Source organism: Hydrogenophaga sp. PAMC20947 (genome assembly GCF_004795855.1).
Classification (GTDB): domain Bacteria; phylum Pseudomonadota; class Gammaproteobacteria; order Burkholderiales; family Burkholderiaceae_C; genus Hydrogenophaga.
Map to the genome: position 1 here is coordinate 4,252,092 of NZ_CP039252.1, position 16,879 is coordinate 4,268,970.

Below are 16,879 nucleotides of genomic sequence, written 5' to 3' on the forward strand. Positions count from 1 at the left end.
GTTCAGCTGTAGCGCTTGTACTCGCCAGACTTCACTTTGGCCATGAACTTGTGCAGTTCGGCTTTCACCACAGGCATCAGGAAGTACAGACCAATGATGTTGAAGATGCTCATGGCAAAAATGGCGGCATCCGAGAAGTCGATCACGGCGCTGAAGCCGATGGAGCAACCCACCACCACGAAGAAGCAGAACATCAGCTTGTAAATCAGCTCATTGGTCTTGCCTTCGCCAAACAGGTAGGTCCAGGCCTTGAGGCCGTAGTAGGACCACGAAATCATGGTGGAGATCGCGAACATCAGCACGGCCAGGGCCAGCGGGTAGCGGAACCAGTCGTAGGCGGTCTGGAACGAGGCTGCCGTCAGTTGCACGCCAGTGAGACCTTCTGCGTGGGGGTAAGGGCCGGTGTTGAGGCCGGCGATGGTGATGACCAGTGCGGTCATGGTGCAGATGACCACGGTGTCGATGAAGGGCTCCAGCAGCGATACGAGACCTTCGGTCACCGGCTCGTTGGTCTTGACCGCCGAGTGGGCGATGGCGGCAGAGCCCACGCCTGCTTCGTTGGAGAAGGTGGCCCGCTTCAGGCCCTGAATCAGTGCGCCAATGAAGCCGCCGGCAACCCCTTCAGCGCTGAAGGCGCCGTTCCAGATGGCCGAGAACGCAGCGCCGATCTGGTCAGCCTCAACCACCAGCACGGTGATCGACATGGCGACATAAAGAACCGCCATCAAAGGCACCAGCTTGGAGGTCACCGTGGAGATGGATGGCATGCCGCCGATGATCACCGAGAACACGAAGCCTGCGAGCACGATGCCGGTGACCCAGCCATAACCATCGGCAAGACCAAAGGTCTGCACCAGCATGGCATTGGCCTGGTTGCCCTGGAACATGTTGCCGCCGCCCAGGGCGCCGAGGATGGTCATGATGGCAAACCCCACGGCCAGAACCTTGCCAAGGCCGCCCATGCCGCGCTCAGCCAGGCCGCGGCTGAGGTAGTACATCGGACCGCCCGAGACCACACCCGAGGGCAGCACGGTGCGGTACTTGACGCCCAGCGTGCACTCGGTGAACTTGGAGGCCATGCCCAGCAGGCCAACGATGATCATCCAGAAGGTGGCGCCCGGCCCACCGATGGCGAGGGCCGCGCCCACGCCGGCGATGTTGCCCAGGCCCACGGTGCCTGACAACGCGGTGGCGAGGGCCGCAAAGTGGGACACCTCGCCGTCGTGGTTGGCGTTGGGGTTGTCGTAACGTCCCCGCACGATGTCGGTGGACAATTTGAATGCCCGAAGCTGGATGAAGCCGAAATAGAGCGTGAACACCAGGGCCGCAATCAGCAGCCAGCCGGCGATCAGGGGAAAGCTGGCGTCGCCCACGGGGACCGAAGTGAAGATCAGGCTGGCGAACCAGCCCAGGTAGTCGTTGAAAAACTGGTCAACTGCGGCATCGAAGCCAGCGGCCGAGGCAGACGTGGTGGCAGCAGTGCAAAAAGCTGCTGCAGCAAAGATTTTGAGAGGGGGTTGCCGAAAGGGGCTCACAAGCGACTCCTTGATGGGTAGACAAAGGCTCGACGGAAGACCGAGGGCATCTTTTACGTCACGCAAGATGCAGGCCAGTTGCGGCGCACCGTTGATGGGCGGGCTGCGCAGGCTGACCGCGAAGAACCCGTCCTCTGTCATCCTAAGTGCCTACAGAAAGGGCGCGACTACACGATTACCCCTATAAAAGGCTTCTATCAATCGCATTCATGGGCGATCAGCGATCCCGGGTTCTGCGCCACAGGCGCACGGCGAGCAGCACCAGTGGCACGCTGTGCAGCAGCAGATCAAAGATGTCGAGCGGGCTGCTGAGCGCTCCTTGGCTGAGCATGCGAAGCTTCTCGACCAGATGGGGTTCCGGCACGATGGGCGCCACCGCCAGCCACAACGCCAGCAGGGTCAGCCACACCAGTGGGATACGGTCCAGCCAGCGGAGCATAGTCAGCGGTCAGCCGGCGTTTCGACCGCACGCCGAAAGGTTTGCAAGCACGCACTGCAAATACAGGCCTGACCCCGGGCAGCCTCGGGCAGCTGCGCCAGCAGGGCTGGATCGAAACTTTCGGTGACACACCAGCAAGGCCCTTGCGCCACGCCCGTGTCGCGTTCGCGCTCCATGGCGCAGCGGTTGTCCTGGCCGCACAAAGGGCAGCGGCTGGGGTCTATGCGGGTTGAGGCTGTGGGCATGGTGTGGGCATGGTGTGGGCAGGGTTGGTGGTGGTGTTCAGTTTAGCGAGTGCTGGCCTGCGTGCACCGGAGGGCTGTGGTAATTTCCACCGCGTCATGACTCAGAAAATGCCTTTTCCTTTTTCGCTGATCCTGTTTCGATACAACCGCTTGCTCGCGCTCATGGTGCTGGGCACCGGGGGCTCGATCAGTTGGGCTCAGACGCAGCCCGCTCCGGCCCCTCACCGGGTGCCCGACACCATGGCGCAGCGGGTCATGGCCTGCACCCTGTGCCACGGCAAAGAAGGTCGGGCCACCAACACCGGGTTTTTCCCCCGGATTGCGGGCAAGCCCGAAGGCTACCTGTACCACCAGCTGCGGCATTTCCGCGAAGGCCGCCGCAACAACGCGGGCATGACGGCGTTGTTGGATCATCTGAGCGACGCCTACTTGCATGAGATCGCGGGCCATTTTTCACAACTGGAGTTGCCCTATCCGCCGCCAGCGGTGACCGACGCCAGCGCCGAACAACTGGCCAAAGGAGAGGCGCTGGTCCGGCGTGGCGATGCCGCGCGCAAATTGCCTGCGTGCACCGCCTGCCACGGGGCAGCGCTCACGGGTGTGGCGCCCAATGTGCCAGGCCTGCTGGGATTGCCGCGCGACTACCTGATCGGACAACTGGGGGGTTGGCAGACCGGTCTGCGCAAGGCTTTTGCGCCCGACTGCATGGCGCATGTGGCCCAGCAACTGGAGCCGAGTGAAATTTCGGCGATCACGGGGTGGCTGGCCGCGCAGGCTTTGCCCGCCGATCCCCACCCTGTGGCTGCCATGGCGGAACCCATGCCGTTGCGCTGTGGCTTCGCCCCGGAGGCATCCCGATGAAATGGACTGTGATGCGAAGCGCGCTGGGTGTGATGGCGGTGTCGGGTGCGATCCTGGCAGGGGTGGCGGCCTGGGAGATGCGGGCCGAGCCCTTGCCTGACGCCAACGAACCCGTCCAGGCCAGCGGAGAGACCGTGGCACGCGGAGCCTACCTGGCGCGCGCCGGCAATTGCATGGCTTGCCACACCGCCCGGGGCGGCGAGGCCTACGCGGGCGGGCGCGCCATCGATACGCCTTTTGGCACCGTTTACGCCAGCAACCTCACCCCAGATCCCGCCACTGGCCTGGGGCGGTGGAGCTTGCAGGCCTTTCGCCGAGCGCTGCACGAAGGCCGGTCGCGCGACGGGCGCCTGTTGTATCCAGTGTTCCCCTACACCCACACGACGCTGGTGAGCGATGAAGACAGCGATGCCCTGTACGCGTTCTTGCACACGGTGCCGCCAGTGGTGCAGCCCACGCCAGCCCATGCATTGCGCTGGCCGGTGAGCACCCAGGCCGCGCTTGCGGTGTGGCGCTTGCTGTACTTTGAATCGGGGCGGTTTCAGCCCGAACCCCAGCAAACCGCGGAATGGAACCGGGGCGCTTATCTCGCGCGGGGGTTGGCCCATTGTTCGGCATGCCACAGTGCGCGCGATGTCCTGGGCGGCAGTTCACTGGGCGACCGTTGGCACGCAGGCCTGATGCCCGATGGGCACTGGCTGGCACCATCACTTCGAAACTCGGCGCAGGCCGGCGTGGCTGCGTGGTCAGCGGATGACGTGGCCGATCTGTTGCAAGTCGGGCGAAACGCCCAGGCCACGGTCATGGGCCCGATGGCCGAGGTGGTGTTCGATGGCACGCAACACCTGGAGCGCGCCGATCTGAAGGCCATGGCGGTGTTCCTGAAGGATTTGCCAGCCGAGGGGGACGCCATGCCCGAGTGGAGACCGGCAGAGCCCGATCAGCTGGCACTGGGCGAAAAGCGCTACGACCAGCAGTGCGCTGCCTGCCATGGCCCCCAAGGGCAAGGGGCCGAAGGGGCTTACCCGGCACTGGCGGGCAATCGCAGTGTGGTGATGGCATCGCATGTCAATGCGGTGCAGGCCATTCTGGCGGGCGGGTTCGCGCCCGCCACAGTGGGGGATCCCCGGCCCTACGGCATGCCACCGTTTCGAACCTTGCTCAACGACGCTGAGATCGCGGCTGTCGCCAGCTTTGTGCGCCAGTCCTGGGGCAACCAGGCCAGTGCCGTGGCACCGCAGGATGTGCAGCGCCTGCGCTAGGCTGAAACGGCTCAGTCGATTCGAAACTGCCTCACCGTGGCGGTGAGCCGCTCTGTCTGGTCTTTGAGCCCGCTGGCGGCCGCTGCCTTTCTTCTACCAGTGCAGCGTCTAGTGGGTCATCTGATCGAGGCTGCTGACGGCGCTGCCCACCTGATCGATGCCCGTGCGTTGTTCGGCAGCGGCCTTGGCGATCTCTTGCATCATCTGGGAGGCCTGCCGCACCTGGCGGACGATGTTTTGCATCGCTTCACCAGTGCGTGTGAACCAGGGCCTAACCGGCCTCCACGCTTTCGACCGATCCGCTGATCAAGGTTTTGATTTCTTTGGCCGCGCTTGTGCTGCGCTGGGCCAGATTGCGCACTTCGGCTGCGATCATGGCAAAACCGCCTGTCATATCGCTGTACAGAGGGTTCCAGGCCCCAGCGTGCCGCCACGAACACGCCCCATAACGCTACCGACCCCTTTGCCTTCAGGCCCCAATCCACGGCCGGATTTCTGCGCTGCAGCAAAGCCATGTGCTGGTGGTGGCGATCGATCACCCAGCCCGGTGCAAGGGCATAGCGCCCCAAACGCTGCACGCGCTGGCCAAAGACTGCCCCCGCTGGAAGAAGAGACTGAGCTGGGCGCGGAGGTGAAAAATTGGTGGTGGCCGCGGGCCAGGGCCAGGGTATCGAGCTGATGCTGGCAGCCCATTCCACGAAGGTCACAGCCTGCTGCCGGTTTCCCCAACGGGATCTCACGCGAACAGTTGAGATGCCCGAGAACGCTTGGCGTCGTTCGGGAAAAAGCGCGCGGTGAAATTCACTGGGCGCTGGTGCGAAAGGCCCTAGTGTGGGACCGAGGGGCGAAGTTCAGGCGAACGTCACCCAGTCGGCGAGATCGGGGTGGTCCAGGTGGGGCAAGGTGTTGTAGGTCAGCAGCGAGTGCCGCTTCGGGCCAAACTGGAACTCCGTGACCGAACTGTTGCGCAGGCGCATGTTGAGATCGATGGTGCGCTCCGGGCTCAGCGCCAGAATGTGCCCGACCGCCGTTGAGATCGGTCCACCGCTGGAAACGATCATCACATTGTGTCCCTGGTGGTGCTTGCGCACGTGATCCAGCGCGCTGGTGATCCCTTCAACAAAGGCGGGGTAGCTGGGCATGCCTTTCGGACTGACCGTGCCGGCCATCCATTGGCTCAGGCCATCGCGCAACATGTGGAAGTGCTTGCGGTAGCCCTCGGGCGTGAGCGGCTTGTCCACCGCATCGGGGTGGATGGCCCGGATCACCGCCTCTCCGTCGTATTCATTGAGTCCGGGCCAGACCAATGGCTCCAGGTCCAGGCCGGCGCCTTGGCGAATGCCCTCCCAGGTTTGGGCATGTCGGCGCAAGCTGCCCATGAGTACGGCGTCGAAGCGATGACCGCGCTCGGCCCAATAGCGCCCCAGCCGCTCGGCTTGGCGGCCGCCCAGCTCGCTGAGCTGATCGTAGTCTGCGGCACCAAACGAGGCCTGGCCATGGCGCACTAGATAAAGGTTTCCCATGGATGGCATTCTGGCCTTACCCCTGGGCTCAGGTTTGTCCCGGCAGCGACTGATTGTGGTCTGCGCGCTGCACGCAAAAACCGGGAATGGTGCCAATGCACCGGGATGTTCGGGCTTTTCCCCACCGGTGGACCATGTTTCAATTCCGCATCGGTATTTGATCCCACCTGTTCGCTACATGCACCTTGACTTACCGACCTTGCTGCTGATTCGTCTTTGTTTGGACGGATTTTTGGTGGCGCTTTACCTGTCGTTCGCGCGCAGGCACAACGCTGTGGGCGGGCCCGCCTGGTGGGCGGCTTCGGTGGCGGCTTCAGCGGTCGCCTCTCTGGGTGTCGGTACAGCCTTGTCCGAAACAGCCACCCTGAGTGTCGTGACTGTGGGGGGGAGTCTGACCGCGATGTACGCCTCCCATGCCTGTGTCTGGCTGGGGCTCCGAAGCTACCTGGGCCTGCCCGTTAGGCAGTCCCTGAAATGGGCGATCTGGGGCGGGGTGGCGATGTTTGCCGGCCAGGCGTTGCTGCTGGAGTTATGGGATATTCCCCCGGCGCGTCGGGCCCTGTTTATCTTCGCCGCTTTGGTATTGGTGGTCCTGAACCTGATGCTGGTGCGCCGCCGCGGGGACCGGCACATGTCGGGCGAGTTCCAGGCCCTGCGCTGGTTGCTGGTGTTCGAAGGGGTGGGCCTGGCCGTGTTGTTGATCCGCTTGCTCAGCAGTCTGGGCTCGGATACGGCCACGCTGTTGAGTGTCGGGGCTTCGTATGTGGTGCTGTTCATCACGCTGGATGGCCTGCTCCGGGCGGTCGTGTTGAGTGCGCTGGTGTCCTACCGCCTGCAGCAGAACAGCGAGCGCAACTTGCAAAAACTGGCGGATGGCAAGGCCAAGCTGAGGGCCTTGATCGACAACATCCACGCCGGCGTCATCGTTTTTAATCCCGACCAGTCGATCGAGACCATCAACGCGGCGGCGCGCCGGTTTGTGGGCTGGCCATCGGTTCCATCCACGTGCGCTGCCCAGCCGCACCGGTTGCTGGACTGGTCTCTGCTGAATGCAGAAGGTCAACCCTTGGCTCGCCACGAAATGCCGTTCGAACAGGTGCTGGCCACCGGGCAGCCCCTGACCGACGTGGTCATCGGGGTTCGCCCCCGAGCGGGTGCCGGTGTGCGGTGGGCTCTGTGCAATGCGTTCGCCGAAAACGATGCCCTGGGTGGCTTGCGCCATGTGGTCATCACGTTTGTCGACATCACTTCGCTCCAGCTGGCCCAAAGCGAACAGAAAGCCCTGCAGGTCCAGCTGGCCCAATCTCAGAAGATGGAAGCGTTGGGCACGTTGGCGGGTGGGGTGGCGCACGATTTCAACAACATTCTGGCCGCCATCCTCGGCAACGCCGACCTTGCGCGCCAGGACATATTGCCCGATGCTCCGGCCCGCCAGAGCCTGCACGAGATCAGCACGGCGGCGCGGCGGGGTCGAGAGCTGGTGCGTCAGATCCTGGCCTTCAGCCGCCAGCAGCCCATGGAGCGCCAGCGGATCAGCATGCGGGCCATCCTGGCCGAGAGTTGCAGCCTGCTCAAGGCGGCCATGCCGTCGCAGGTGCACCTGGATGCCCATTGTGGGCCGGGCGATCTGAGCATCTTGGCCGATGCCACCCAGCTGGGCCAGGTTCTGCTCAACCTGGGAACCAACGCCCGGCACGCCATGGGTGGCCAGCCGGGACGGCTGGAACTCCGGGTGGACCGGTTCCGGGTGAACGACCTGGCGCTGCCATCGGGTTTGCCGACGAGCTGGCCCGGCGTGATCCGGGTGCGGGTCAGGGACAACGGCTGTGGCATGGACGAGGCCACACGCCTGCGCATGTTTGAGCCTTTTTTCACGACCCGCAGTCAGGGCACCGGCACCGGTTTGGGTTTGCCGGTGGTCCTGGGCATCGTGCAGTCCCACGAAGGCACGATCGAGGTGCAGAGCGAACTGGGTGCCGGATCGACCTTTGATCTCTTTTTCCCCGCCGCAGCGGTCGATACCGGCTCGGATGACATCGACTCCGATTGGTCGGGCCATGACGCAGGTCCGACGATCGCGACAAACATCACAGCCACAACAACCCCTATTGCAGCCAAATCCTACAGTTCTGTGCAGAATGCGTCTATGAGCCCTGAGCCCGATTCCCCCAACCGCCACATCTTGTACCTCGATGACGACGACACCTTGGTGTTTCTCGTGCGTCGCCTGCTGCAGCGTCGGGGCTACACGGTGAGCACATTCACCGATCAGCAAGAAGCCATTGAAGCGGTGCGCGCTCAACCCGACGCCTTCGATCTGCTCATGACCGATTTCAACATGCCGGGCATGTCCGGGCTGGATGTGGCCAAGGCGGTGCTGGCAATCAACCCATCGCTGCCGGTGGCCATTGCGTCGGGCTACATCACCGACGAGCTGCAGGCGGAGTCGGTTGCGGCCGGCGTGCGCGAAGTGGTGTTCAAGACCGATGCTGTAGAGGATTTTTGCGCCGTGGTTGCGCGCCTGGTGAGCGGCCCGGAGCAGGCCGCCTAACCGTCGGATCGCTGGCCCTCGCGCCCAGACGACTGGGCCGCGGAGCGGTTCAGTGCTCTGTGGTCAGTATGCGGGCGAATGTGGCACTGTCCACGTTGCCACCACACAGCGTGGTTCCTACCACCTGCCCTTTGAGCTGATCCCGCTCTTGCCATGCGGCGGCGAAGCTGGCAGCGCCGGCACCTTCTGCGGTGTTGTGCGTGTCGGCAAACAGGGCTCGCATTGCTTGGCCGACTTCTGCGTCCGTCACCTTCACCACACGCTCCAGATGCGGCGCCATCACCGCCAGTGCTTCGGCGTCGGCCACGCGGCAGGCCATGCCGTCGGCCAGCACGGTGCTCACCGGGGCTTCCACGACCCGGCCAGCCGCCATCGAGTCGGCATAGGTGGTGGCGTGAGCGCTCACCACGCCCACGATGCGCGCAGGATGACCCAAAGCCAGCTTGGCGGCGATCGCCGCACAGGCTCCTGAACCCTGGCCAATCGGCACATACACCACGTCGAGCGATGGCACGGCGCGGAAGAACTCCCACCAGTAGGTGCTGACCCCGAGCAGCAAGTCCAGGTGGAAGCTGGGCACCATATGCGCGCCGCGCTCGGCGGCCAGCGCTATCGCGTGTTCGCGGCTTTCCTGGAAGTCGGCGCCATGTTCGATGAGCGTGACGCCCAACGCGCGCATGGCCGCATTTTTCTCACTGGAGTTGCCCTTTGGCACGACGATGGTGCAGGCCACGCCGTGTGCCCGCGCTGCCCAGCCCATGCTCTGGCCGTGGTTGCCCCGCGTGGCACTGATCACCTCTTTGGGCAACGCACCCCGCTGTGCCAGCCGGTGGAAATACGTGAGCCCGCCACGGATCTTGAATGCGCCCACCGGGGTGTGGTTCTCGTGTTTGACCCAGCAGTCGGTGCCCAGGCGTTGCGAGAGCGTGGCCCACCGGTATTGGGGGGTGGCGGCGAACGCCTGGTACACCACCTGTGCGGCGCCTTCGATGTCTCGCAGCGATGGAAGCGAGGTCGGCGTGGAATCGGTGGGTGGTGTGGCGAGGGTCATGTGGGGGTTGAGTGGCTGGGAATGGAGGAGCCCAGCGTCACCAGGCCTTTGGGCGTTTCAAGTACGGCTTGCAGTTGGGCCGCACCCTGGGTCACGGTGATGCCTTGCAGCCCCATGGCGTCGATTGCGCTTGTGAGTGCTTCTGCCTCGGGGTGCATTGCGCTCAGGCGGAGCAGGCGCAGGCCGCTCCTGGGCATGGAGGTGGCCGGGTGGGTATCACCCCACTGGATCAAAGTCGGCAAACAGCCGCCGAACAGGCGCTGTCCGTCTTCGCGCACACTGATCTGCCATTCCAGCAAGCCTTGAGGGGTGGGCCGTGAAGCAAGGATCGCGGCACCGCGGTCGATGCCTTGCGTCCTGCAGGCGGCAAGGGCTTGTTGCAGATCGGGCACGCGGGCAACCCAGTGGATGAATTGCGGCCCTTGTTCTGCCAACGCATTGCGCATGGCAGGGTCATCCAGATCGAACCAGCGTTTGCAGGGCGCGGCCCGTGTCGGCGCCACTTCCGGGTTGATGGCAATGATTTCCAGATACGCGTTGGGTGCGCCATCACAAGCCAGTTGAAGCAGCCGGTTGTGTGTGCCAAACAGCGGGTGCTTGCCACCAGGGCCCGGAACCACGCCCAGCGTGGCTTTGCACCAGGCCACGCCCTCGTCCAAGGAGCGCGCAGCGATCACCAGGTGGTCGAGTTGATGCGCCGTGGAGGTTTCACTCATGGGTAGGGCGTGCCGTCTTTGTGCAAGAACACCCAGTCCCCCTCAATGATCACAGCTTGCAAGTCTTCATCAGGGTAGTGGGCGTCGTCTCCTGGGGTGCGGTCACCCACTTCCAGATAAATCACTGTTTCGGAGGTGGGGTTGTGCAAACAATGCGCGTCGTCCGAACCCGCCTTGAATCCCGCGCAGTCGCCCGGCATGAGTGCTGTGACGCCCAGGTTGGTGTGCAGGTTGGGATGGCCCTCAACCACGTAGATGAACTCATCTTGGCGGGTATGGGCATGCCGCAAGCTGGACACGCTGCCTGGCGCCAGGTGCGTGAGGTTGACGCCAAAGTGGCTCAAACCAAACAGGTCACCTAAAACCCGCTTTTCGCGGCCAACCATGCGCGAAGCGAAGGGCTCGGGGTACAGCGAGGGTTTTCTGCGAACGGGTACCTCTGCAGAGGCAACCGAAACGGGAGTCTGTCCAGACTTGCTCATGTCATTCCCCAAAGGAGTTGCGTTCGGGTCGGTTAAAAATGGGGCAAGTCAAATCAGGACCGTGCCCTCGATACAGGTGACCGATGCACCGCCCACCCAGATATTGCCTTGGGCGTCGCGCTGAATGTGCACGCGTCCCTCACGTTGCAAGACCGTGCCCTGCGCCGCCACATAGCGCTCGGGCGCCAGACCCGCACCGATCAGCCACTGAGCCAGCGCGGCGTTCAAGCTGCCGGTGACCGGGTCTTCGCACAAGCCGTTGTTGCCCGGGAAAAAAGCACGCACTTCGAAGTCGCTGTGCAGGCCTTCGTTGACCCCGCTCACGCCCACCACCCCAACCTTGCCGCGTGGGCCGACCGCACCGATGTCCAGCCCAGCCAAGACCACACTGTCGGGCCGCAGCCCCAACACCTGCTCTGCGGTCTTCAACATCACGCCACGCCAGCTGGGCCCGTTGTCGCACCAGCTGTGCGCCACGATGTCGATGCGTGCAACGCCCAGGCCGCGCGCGATCAGTGCCACATCGCTCTCGTCCAGCGGGCCGCTTTTGCGCAGCGGCGGCGCGGCGAATGCCAAACGATCTTCCCCTCTGCGGATGCGCACCAGGCCCACGCCACATTCCTGCACCACGTGCTCCGCCTGGGGCATGCCACCGGCCTTCAGCCAAGCGTGACAACTGCCCAGCGTGGGATGCCCGGCAAAAGGCAACTCGCGCCCTGGGCAAAAAATGCGCGCCCGGTAGTCAGCGCCTGCTGCCGCTCCCTCGGCTGTGGGGGGCAACAGAAAGGTGCACTCCGACAGGTTGGTCCAGTTCGTGAAGTGCTGCATGGCCTCGGCGCTCAAGCCTGTGCCGTCCATCACCACCCCCAGTGGGTTGCCCCGATAGGGGGTTGCGGTGAACACATCCACTTGTTGGAACGCTCGGGTTTGCATGGGCAGGTCTCCTGAAGCTCAATACAAGGCAATGGCCGACCGGTTGCGCCACACCGGCGCAGCCGTCTCAACCCTTGGCGAAGGTCCGGATGGCTTGGGCCAAGGCTGCGATGCCCGTGTGGATCTGTTCCACGCTGGCGGTCACAAAACTCAGGCGCAAGGTACGCGGATCGGCGTTGTCGGCGTAAAACGCGGCGCCGGGCACAAAAGCCACGCCGGCGTCCACTGCCTTGGGCAGCAGCTCGACAGCATTCATGCCGTCAGGCAAACGCACCCACAAGAACATGCCGCCGTCAGGCGTGTTCCATTCGAGACCGAGGCCCTGCATTTCGGTATCCAGCGCCTGCAACATGGCGGTGCACTGGTTCTTGTACAGCGAACGGATGGTGGGCACGTGGCGCTCCAGAAAGCCACCCTTCAGCGTCTCCACCACCATGCGCTGGTTGTAGCCCGGCGTGTGCAGATCGGCAGCCTGCTTGGCTTGCAGCAGTTTGGGGTACAGCGTTTTGGGGGCCACCAGGAACCCCAGGCGCAGGCCCGGAGCGAGCACCTTGGAAAACGAACCCAGATAGATGCAGCCGTCAGGGTTGCGAGCCGTCAGCGGCTTGGGCGGCGGGGTGTCAAACCACAGGTCACCATAAGGGTTGTCTTCGATCAAAGGCAGGCCCAGCTCGGCGGCTTTTTCCACCAGGGCCGCGCGGCGCGCTTCGCTCATGGTGCGGCCAGTGGGGTTCTGGAAGTTCGGCAACACGTAAAAGAAACGCGCCGCGTTGGCGCCGCTTCCCATTTGCTGGCTGAGGCTGTTGAGATCGGGGCCTTCTGCGTCACTGGCCACGCTGGCCACCACGGGCTCCATGGGCGCGAAAGCTTGCAGCGCGCCCAGGTAGGTGGGTGTTTCCACCAAAATGCGGCTGCCCGAGTCGATCAGGATTTTGGCCACCAGGTCCAGGCCTTGCTGGCTGCCGGTGGTGATCAGCACCTGGTCTGGGTCAACCTCCCAAGGCAGGTTCTGAGCCACGTGTTCTCGCAGCGCCAGGAACCCTTCGCTGGCCGCGTATTGCAGTGCGGCGGCGCCGTCGTTTTGCAGCACACGCTGGCTGGCTTGGTCAAAGGCCTCCACCGGGAAGGTCTTGGGCGAGGGCAGGCCCCCCGCAAAACTGATGATGCCGGGCTTCTCGGTGATCTTGAGAATCTCCCGGATCACGGAAGGGTTCATTTTTTGGGCGCGTCGCGCCAGGGTCCAGGTTGTCATCGGTGTTTCCCCGAAAAAGGGTGGGCAAAAAAAACGAGGTGAATAGAGGGAAGGATAGCGGTTGGGGGCCTGCGCGGCAGCCGACGCGCCTTCTGCGGCGCAGGCGCCTACGTCAGCATGGGAATCAACGAGCCCACCAGCGCCAACGCCATGAGCATGTTGAACAACCGCAATTTTTTGGGCTCTTGCAGGACGCGCCGCATCGCACTGCCAAAAGCGCCCCAGGTGGCCACACAGGGCAGGTTCAACGCCATGAAGAGCGCGGCCAACGCGAACACATGCGGGGGCTGGGCCTGAGCGGGCAGAAAGGTGCTGATGGCGGTCACCGCCATCACCCACGCTTTGGGGTTGACCCACTGAAAGGCCGCCGCAGCGAAGAAGCCCATGGGCTGTGTTGCACGGGACGCCGTGGCCGATGGTGGCCCGGCGTTGGCGAGCTTCCATGCCAGCCACAACAAATAGGCCGCACCGGCCCAGCGCATCGTGCTGTAGATCACCGGCCAGCGATCCAGCACAGTGTGCAAACCCAGACCCACCAGCAAGACCATCAGGCCAAAGCCCAGCGTGATACCAAACAAATGGCGCAGCGAACGGGCAAAGCCGAAGTTCACGCCAGAGGCCAGAATCATCATATTGTTCGGCCCCGGCGTGATCGAGCTGACCACCGCGAACAGACTGGCTGCGAGCAAGGTATTGGGGGTCATTCTCCGCTTCCTTTTCGTTTGGGCGCAGCCATGCGGCGCCCCATGAACACCGTGGCCACCACGCCCAAGGCGAACACCAGCGTCATCCCGTCCAGCGATTCGCCCAGCAGCGGCACGGCCGCCACCATGCTGATGAAGGGTTGCAGCAATTGCATTTGACTCACCCGCAACGCCCCGCCCAGCGCGAGCCCGCGGAACCAGGCAAAGAACCCGGCCCACATGGAAAACACGCCCACATAGCCCAGCGCCAACCACGCAGACAGGGCAACGGGTTGCTCCGGCCAAGTCAGCCAGGCGCCCGGCAAGGTGAGAGGCAAGGCCATCACACACACCCAGCTGATCACGCGCTCGGCGCCCAGTGTTGGTGTGACCTTGGCACCCGCCACATAGCCCACAGACGCCGCCAGCACCGCACCGAGCAGCAGCAGATCTGCATGGCTCAAGCCAAACCCGTGTCCTTGCTGGTGTGCCCGCAGCAGGCTGTACACCGCCACCAGTGCACTGCCCAGCGCTGCAAACAACCAGAAGCCCAGGCGCGCACGTTGATGCATCAGCCACGCGGCAGCGGCAGCGGTCGCGAGCGGCAACAGGGCCGTGATCACCGCCGCATGGCTAGCCGTGACTTCTCGCAGTGCCCAGCCCAGCAGCAGCGGGTAGCCGATGGCATTGCCCAGCAATGACAACGCCAGGGGACCACGGTGTTCGGGTCGCGGTAGCGGTGACCGCGTAGCCAACAGATAGATGATCGACAAACAACCTGCCAGGGCGGCCCGTCCCCAAGTCACGAACCACGGTGAAAGCATCGGGGCGTCGGCGGTGCCGGTGGCCAGTCGCGTCATGGGCAAGGTGAGTGCGAACACAAACACGCCCACAAACCCCAGCCACAGGCCCCGTGTTTCCTGCCGGTGTTGCGCGTCGATGGTCAGGCTGGGTGTCATGCGGTGCCTCCAGGCGCGCCTATGCCCGCACCCGTCACCAGCATCCACAAAGCGGTGAGCACCAACGCCGAGGCCATGAAGCGGTTGAAGACCAGCAGGCGCGAGCCTGTGGCCACACCGCCCACCACGGGCCCTGCCAGCCAATGGCGCAGCACCGAGCCCACCAGTGCATAGGTGAAGTTGCTGAAAAAGGCGAATGCCAGCATCAGCGGCAACACCTGGGCAAAACGCAGCCAGGCATCGGGTCGGCCCGCCACCCAGCCAGCCACCAGCGAGAGCGCCAGCATCCAGGCCTTGATGTTGAGAAACTGCAGGCCCACGCCTTGCCAGAATGTCACGTTCAGCTGTGCCTGGTTGACCTGGCTCAGGCCGCGGCTGCGCCACAGACGCTGGGCCAGCCACAGCAGGTACACCACACCGCCGATCAAGACCGCCCACCGCAGCAACGGCTGCGCAACCACCAGCGCCCCCAGACCCGCCGAGCACAGGGCGAACAGCAACCCCCAGCCCACAGGCACCGCGCAAACAAAGTGCAAGGCTCGCCCAAGGCCTCCGTTGGCTGCCAGGGCGGTTGACAGCGTGGTGTTGGGGCCGGGCGTGAAGCTGGTGGCTGTGGCCAGCACGAGCAAGGCGCTCAGTTCGGTGGCGTTCAAACGTCGGCCCTCGGCAAGGGTGGGGTGGGGGCTTGCAAACCACCGGGCGGTGCGAAATGGATCAAGGGCATGGGGTCCACTGTAGCTTGACCCATCAGTACACAAGCCATACAGTTCAAAGGGTCAGATCAAAAACTGTGTGGCTCCTTGCAGCCACACAGCCACCCAGCTGCAGAGCGCCCACCCATCTTCAACCCTCTATCCCGTGATGTTGAAATCCACAAGTTCACCCCTGCCCATCGCCCCCGAGGGTGCCGTGGCTGGTGACGGCGCAGCCGGTGCGGTCACCCCCCTGGTGTCGGCGCCGCCGCTCACACGCCAGTCCGCCCAGACGCTCGCCGAACAGCTGGCCGAACGTTTTGCCACCCGGATCCGGGACCGCCTGCTGGCCCCGGGCGCGCGCTTGCCCAGCGTGCGGCAATGTGCCGCGCAGCAGGGCCTCAGCCCGTCCACGGTGGTGGCGGCCTACGATTTGTTGCTCGCGCAAGGCTTGGTGCAGGCCGAACGCAACCGGGGGTTTTTTGTGCGCCAGCGTGTGGTGACGGCGCCAGCCGCCGTGGGGAAACAGGCGGTTCCAGGTCTGTCGACCGGCTTGCGGGCCGGTCCACCAGTGAATGCAGGGGCCTTGATCCGCGGGATGTTCCAGCCGCCGGGTGAGAGGCCCCAGCCTGGCATGGGCGCATTCCCGCCCGACTGGATGGAGACCTCGTTTCTGCAGGCGGCGGTGCGCCGAGTCACCTCGAACCAGGGGTTGAACGACGTGTCGTTGCGCTATGGAGAGCCCATGGGCGATGGTCACCTGCGGCGGGTGCTGTCGGACCGCCTGCACGGCATGGGGATGCCGGCTGAGCCAGCGCAGATCATCACCACGATCGGTGCAACCCAGGCGCTGGATATTGTGAGCCGCACCCTGCTAAAGCCCGGTGACTGCGTGATGGTCGAAGAGCCGGGCTGGGCGATCGAATTCGCCAGGCTCAATGCCCAGGGCCTGCGCATCCTGCCTGTGCCCAGGGGCCCTGCCGGGCCGGATCTGGCGGTGATGGCGCGGTACTGTGCGGAGCACGCGCCCAAGTTGTTCGTGAGCGTGAGCGTGTTGCACAATCCCACCGGTTATTGCCTGACCCCGGCCAGTGCCCACCGGGTGATGCAGCTCGCCCAGGCCCACCAGTTTTACGTGGTGGAAGACGACACCTACAGCCACATCGCGCCCGAGCATGCCACCCGCATGAGCGTGCTCGATGGCCTTCAGCGCACCATTTACGTCAGTGGCTTCTCAAAGATATTGGCGCCCAACTGGCGCGTCGGTTTTCTGGTCGCCCCGCCCGAATGGGTGGAGCGACTGCTCGACACCAAACTGCTCACCACCCTCACCACCCCCAGCCTGTTTGAGCGCGCTTTGGCGTTGTGTATCGAACAGGGGCAGTTGCGCCGACACGCCGAGCGCATCCGGTTGCGGCTGGATGCCGCCCGCTCGCGCAGTGTGAAACTCGCCCAGGGGGCCGGTTGCCACTTTGTGGCTGAGCCGGCGGGTTTGTTTGGCTGGGTGGATACCGGCGTGGACACCGAAGTGCTGGCGCAACGCCTGCTGGACGAAGGCTATCTGATTGCGCCGGGCGCCTTGTTCCACGCGGCCCGAGCGCCCAGCACCCTGATGCGCATCAATTTCGCGACGACGCAGGAGCCTGCGTTCTGGCGCGTGTTCAGCCAGTTGGTGTCGGCGGCTCGGTGAGCAGC

At 64.2% G+C, this 16,879-nt stretch carries 18 protein-coding genes; 4 read left to right on the top strand and 14 right to left on the bottom strand.

Annotated elements, in window-relative coordinates:
• Window positions 1-2: 2 nt before the first annotated feature.
• The 3 genes from E5678_RS19415 to E5678_RS19425 all read right to left on the bottom strand — a co-directional run bounded on the left by E5678_RS19415 (window position 3) and on the right by E5678_RS19425 (window position 2,219).
• Window positions 3-1,535, bottom strand: coding sequence for an alanine/glycine:cation symporter family protein (locus E5678_RS19415; RefSeq protein WP_247596837.1), 1,533 nt, complete (start codon window positions 1,533-1,535; stop codon window positions 3-5).
• Between the two features lie 217 nt (window positions 1,536-1,752).
• The gene (locus E5678_RS19420; protein WP_136180056.1) at window positions 1,753-1,974 is read right to left on the bottom strand and encodes a hypothetical protein; all 222 of its coding nucleotides are present in this window, start codon (window positions 1,972-1,974) and stop codon (window positions 1,753-1,755) included.
• Window positions 1,975-1,976: 2 nt separating this feature from the next.
• The gene (locus tag E5678_RS19425) at window positions 1,977-2,219 is read right to left on the bottom strand and encodes a cysteine-rich CWC family protein (RefSeq protein ID WP_136180057.1); all 243 of its coding nucleotides are present in this window, start codon (window positions 2,217-2,219) and stop codon (window positions 1,977-1,979) included.
• Between the two features lie 108 nt (window positions 2,220-2,327).
• Between E5678_RS19425 and E5678_RS19430 the strand changes: the two genes are divergently transcribed.
• Together E5678_RS19430 and E5678_RS19435 are read left to right on the top strand one after the other, a co-directional pair.
• Window positions 2,328-3,080, top strand: a complete 753-nt coding sequence (locus tag E5678_RS19430; RefSeq protein WP_136180058.1) for a c-type cytochrome — start codon at window positions 2,328-2,330, stop codon at window positions 3,078-3,080.
• On the top strand, window positions 3,077-4,342 hold the full coding sequence (locus E5678_RS19435; protein ID WP_136180059.1) for a cytochrome c: 1,266 nt from the start codon (window positions 3,077-3,079) through the stop codon (window positions 4,340-4,342). The genes E5678_RS19430 and E5678_RS19435 overlap by 4 nt, the downstream gene beginning before the upstream one ends.
• A gap of 108 nt (window positions 4,343-4,450) precedes the next feature.
• On the opposite strand, the gene E5678_RS22855 is transcribed toward E5678_RS19435, so the two are convergent.
• The 3 genes from E5678_RS22855 to E5678_RS19445 all read right to left on the bottom strand — a co-directional run bounded on the left by E5678_RS22855 (window position 4,451) and on the right by E5678_RS19445 (window position 5,865).
• Window positions 4,451-4,585 carry a hypothetical protein gene (locus E5678_RS22855; protein ID WP_281728083.1) on the bottom strand — a complete coding sequence of 45 codons (135 nt, stop codon included), beginning with the start codon at window positions 4,583-4,585 and terminating at the stop codon, window positions 4,451-4,453.
• 28 nt (window positions 4,586-4,613) lie between these two features.
• Window positions 4,614-4,718: a hypothetical protein gene (locus E5678_RS22860; RefSeq protein ID WP_281728084.1), complete on the bottom strand. Its 105-nt coding sequence runs from the start codon at window positions 4,716-4,718 to the stop codon at window positions 4,614-4,616.
• A 475-nt stretch (window positions 4,719-5,193) separates the two neighbouring features.
• Window positions 5,194-5,865 (bottom strand): histidine phosphatase family protein, encoded by a 672-nt coding sequence (locus E5678_RS19445; protein ID WP_136180060.1) that lies wholly within the window; start codon window positions 5,863-5,865, stop codon window positions 5,194-5,196.
• Between the two features lie 178 nt (window positions 5,866-6,043).
• Here E5678_RS19445 and E5678_RS19450 point away from each other — a divergent pair, with 178 nt between their 5' ends.
• Window positions 6,044-8,416: an ATP-binding protein gene (locus tag E5678_RS19450; RefSeq protein ID WP_168708613.1), complete on the top strand. Its 2,373-nt coding sequence runs from the start codon at window positions 6,044-6,046 to the stop codon at window positions 8,414-8,416.
• A 49-nt stretch (window positions 8,417-8,465) separates the two neighbouring features.
• On the opposite strand, the gene E5678_RS19455 is transcribed toward E5678_RS19450, so the two are convergent.
• From E5678_RS19455 to E5678_RS19490, 8 genes are all read right to left on the bottom strand, one after another.
• Complete coding sequence (locus tag E5678_RS19455) at window positions 8,466-9,467, bottom strand: threonine dehydratase (protein WP_136180062.1); 1,002 nt, start codon at window positions 9,465-9,467, stop codon at window positions 8,466-8,468.
• Window positions 9,464-10,183, bottom strand: a complete 720-nt coding sequence (locus E5678_RS19460) for a VOC family protein (RefSeq protein WP_136180063.1) — start codon at window positions 10,181-10,183, stop codon at window positions 9,464-9,466. Before E5678_RS19460 ends, E5678_RS19455 begins: the two co-directional genes overlap by 4 nt.
• Window positions 10,180-10,665, bottom strand: a complete 486-nt coding sequence (locus E5678_RS19465; protein WP_136180064.1) for a cupin domain-containing protein — start codon at window positions 10,663-10,665, stop codon at window positions 10,180-10,182. The genes E5678_RS19460 and E5678_RS19465 overlap by 4 nt, the downstream gene beginning before the upstream one ends.
• 48 nt (window positions 10,666-10,713) lie before the next feature.
• A complete protein-coding gene (locus E5678_RS19470; protein WP_136180065.1) occupies window positions 10,714-11,598 on the bottom strand; it encodes a PhzF family phenazine biosynthesis protein in 885 nt (294 codons plus the stop codon).
• Between the two features lie 67 nt (window positions 11,599-11,665).
• Window positions 11,666-12,850, bottom strand: a complete 1,185-nt coding sequence (locus tag E5678_RS19475) for a PLP-dependent aminotransferase family protein (protein WP_136180066.1) — start codon at window positions 12,848-12,850, stop codon at window positions 11,666-11,668.
• 107 nt (window positions 12,851-12,957) lie between these two features.
• The gene (locus tag E5678_RS19480) at window positions 12,958-13,554 is read right to left on the bottom strand and encodes a LysE family translocator (protein WP_136180067.1); all 597 of its coding nucleotides are present in this window, start codon (window positions 13,552-13,554) and stop codon (window positions 12,958-12,960) included.
• Entirely contained in the window at window positions 13,551-14,492 is a 942-nt protein-coding gene (locus E5678_RS19485; protein WP_136180068.1) for a DMT family transporter, read from the bottom strand. Before E5678_RS19485 ends, E5678_RS19480 begins: the two co-directional genes overlap by 4 nt.
• Window positions 14,489-15,145, bottom strand: a complete 657-nt coding sequence (locus E5678_RS19490) for a LysE family transporter (RefSeq protein ID WP_136180069.1) — start codon at window positions 15,143-15,145, stop codon at window positions 14,489-14,491. Before E5678_RS19490 ends, E5678_RS19485 begins: the two co-directional genes overlap by 4 nt.
• A 208-nt stretch (window positions 15,146-15,353) precedes the next feature.
• Here E5678_RS19490 and E5678_RS19495 point away from each other — a divergent pair, with 208 nt between their 5' ends.
• Complete coding sequence (locus E5678_RS19495) at window positions 15,354-16,874, top strand: PLP-dependent aminotransferase family protein (protein WP_136180070.1); 1,521 nt, start codon at window positions 15,354-15,356, stop codon at window positions 16,872-16,874.
• The last annotated feature ends 5 nt before the right edge of the window (window positions 16,875-16,879 follow it).